Origin of the sequence: Akkermansia sp. KLE1798 (assembly GCF_001580195.1) — a bacterium.
GTDB lineage: Bacteria > Verrucomicrobiota > Verrucomicrobiia > Verrucomicrobiales > Akkermansiaceae > Akkermansia > Akkermansia biwaensis.
In genome coordinates, this window is the sequence record NZ_KQ971076.1 from 1 (window position 1) to 2543 (window position 2543).

Consider the following 2543-nt stretch of genomic DNA (forward strand, 5'->3'; position numbering starts at 1 on the left):
GGTAGGTGCCGATGACGGGAGTTTTGCCCCATTTGGCGGAAATCCCATAATAGGCTACGAACGTTGTATGTTCAGAGGCTACACCATCCTTGCCGCGGCGATAGTCATCTTCAGAAGTACTCTTGTTGTCGAACATATCTGCCGGGAGTTTGATTTGGTCAATCAGCGGTTTTTCCCAGGCGCCCCAGTTCAGGTTGAGGATGGTGGGAGAAGTCTTGAAAAAGGTATCGATTTCTATTTTGTTTCTCAGATTGCTTTCGCCTCCTGTTCCTATCTTCTTAGAATCCATGAGACCTGAGAGCATCACAAATGTGCCCAGCTTCTTTGACTGTGCGGAAAATTCTTCCGTAAACCTGGTACATAGAACAGCGTCGGCAGGAGTATGATTCAATTCGGTCAGAGATTCAGCGAACCGGATGGACATGAGAGCAGTTCCCATCTCTTCATAGCCGCTTTTCGACAAGTATTGGTACTGAACACCATCTGCCCAGTGGATATTGTATTCTTTTGTTTGTCGAGGATCCTGGCTCCAGCCTTCCTTAAAGGCGAAATTATCCACTTTGCAGTCATACCAGCTGGTTTTGGCTTTGGTAATGGAAGTATCCGCCGTCAGAACCGGCTGAGCGAACACAACGATTTCCCCCGCTTTCAATGTGGAAGATGCGCCTGCCTTTCCCAACCCAGAGGAATCAATGGTGGATGTCTCGCGGAATGAAGCGCCGAAGTCCGCAATCTGTCTGTTGGGACCGTATTTAAGGTCTTGTAAGGAGTAGGGAGTTAACGGATGCTCTCCATAGTTTTTGTTTTCCCAATTATTGTCCAAAAATGATTCCATTTGTCCGAAGTTGTTGCGCTGCACCATAGGCATGAAGCGGTGTTCTCCGAAATGGCCACCCCACGGATTGCCGTCCGCGCCTATGAATTTCATGTCCACGTTGTACGGGTTCCACCAGACAAAAACGGGAATGACAGAGACGCGCACATCAATATAGCCGCCGCGAGAAAGATGCTGTTTTTCGCGCTTGACGTAATTGATCCCCACGAAGGAATAGAAGCGCAGCAGGATGGGATGGCGCATGTAGGTGTAGCGGTTGTCCATCATTTCCATGTTGGCGGAGGCGTCCGCGGCTACCAGCGTGCTGGGCGTCTGCCCATTCCATTGCAGTGTGGCGGAGGCATCCTGGCCGTCCCTTTTGGTTGAAGAGTCCCACACATTGGCCCACAGGTGGAGCTGGTTCCAGGAGCTTATCGGGCGGTTTTGTTCCGTCGGGGCTCCGTCCTCCGTGGCGTAGGGACGCAGACCGATGTCCGCCGTATCTCCCCGGAACTCTTCAGGCAGTTTTTCCTGGGAAAGCATGAGATTCAGGTCTTTTTTCAATCCTCCGAATTTGGAATCCGTATTTATCTTTATAACTGCAATAAAACTTTTGATTATAAATGAATAAAAATATTATTCCAATTCATCTCAGAGCTCAAATAAGGGGAAAATTCCGGCTCTGAAAGCAAGGTTTCAGCATCCTTTTTCAACCAATTTTAGGCTTGCATGCACCCTCCGCTTTTTATAAGGTTCAGAGATAAGAATTGGCTTTTCGCCTTTCCATATTAGTGGATGGCTCGGCAACTCCAAACTAATAGGAAGGCGTCTCGCTAAAAACCATAGCTTTTCATGAAGATCAAACCTTCCAAAAAACGCCCTATTAAACACGTCAGCAAGGGTTTCGCTCTCATTGCCACCATCACCCTGATGATGCTCCTGGCCCTCTTGAGTGTCGGTCTGCTCACCATCGCATCATCCCAGGTGCGCATCTCTGAGAAACAGCTCTTCGCTGCTGAGGCCAAGTCCCTGGCCAGATTCTCCCTGGAAGTTTCCCTGGGACAGCTCCAGTGCGAGCTGGGACCCGACCAGCGCGTTTCCGCCAACTCCGGCATTCTTTCTTCCGGCACCAGCGAAGGAAGTTCCCCCTATATTCTGGGCGCCTGGAACAGCTGGGACACCTGGCTCAACAGGAATAATTCCTCGGGCATGAGCATTGCTTCCACCTACGACACGGGCAGAAGCTCCATGTTCCGCCGCTGGCTGATTTCCGACCCCGACCTGCGCAGGCTCAGCACCCTGGAAGCCGGAAAAAACCTTCTGGGGCAAAAATCCAATTCCAACCGCAGTTCCCGCAGTGTCTGCCTGCTGGGCCCCGGCACCGCAGGAACCCCGGTGGGCGCCCGGAACCAGGATAAAAAGGAAATCCATGTCCGCCCTGTACGCGTGGACGATTCTTCAAAGAATACGGGGCTGAAAAAGAATGCCAACACCCGCAAGTACATTGCCTGGTGGATTACGCCGGAAAACCAGAAGGCGCGCATCAACCTGATGCCCCATGCCTCCCAGGAAAGCACCGACACGCTGACCGTTCTGCGCTCCACCTGGGATACCCCCGGCCCGGATCTGGACACCCTCAATATGACCTCATTGATGTCGGAAAGCTCCAGTGACGATTCATCTGCAGCCAGGAAACTGATCTCCCGTGACACGCTTCTTGCCAACAGCA

Annotated in this window: 2 pseudogenes; one reads left to right on the top strand and one right to left on the bottom strand. The window is 51.6% G+C overall.

The features are described from left to right. A pseudogene (locus HMPREF3039_RS03635) lies at positions 1 to 1357 on the bottom strand (hypothetical protein); the annotation flags it as partial. Positions 1358 to 1666: 309 nt separating this feature from the next. On the opposite strand from HMPREF3039_RS03635, the pseudogene HMPREF3039_RS03640 reads away from it, so the two are divergent. Further along, positions 1667 to 2543 (top strand): annotated as a pseudogene (locus tag HMPREF3039_RS03640) (hypothetical protein); the annotation flags it as partial.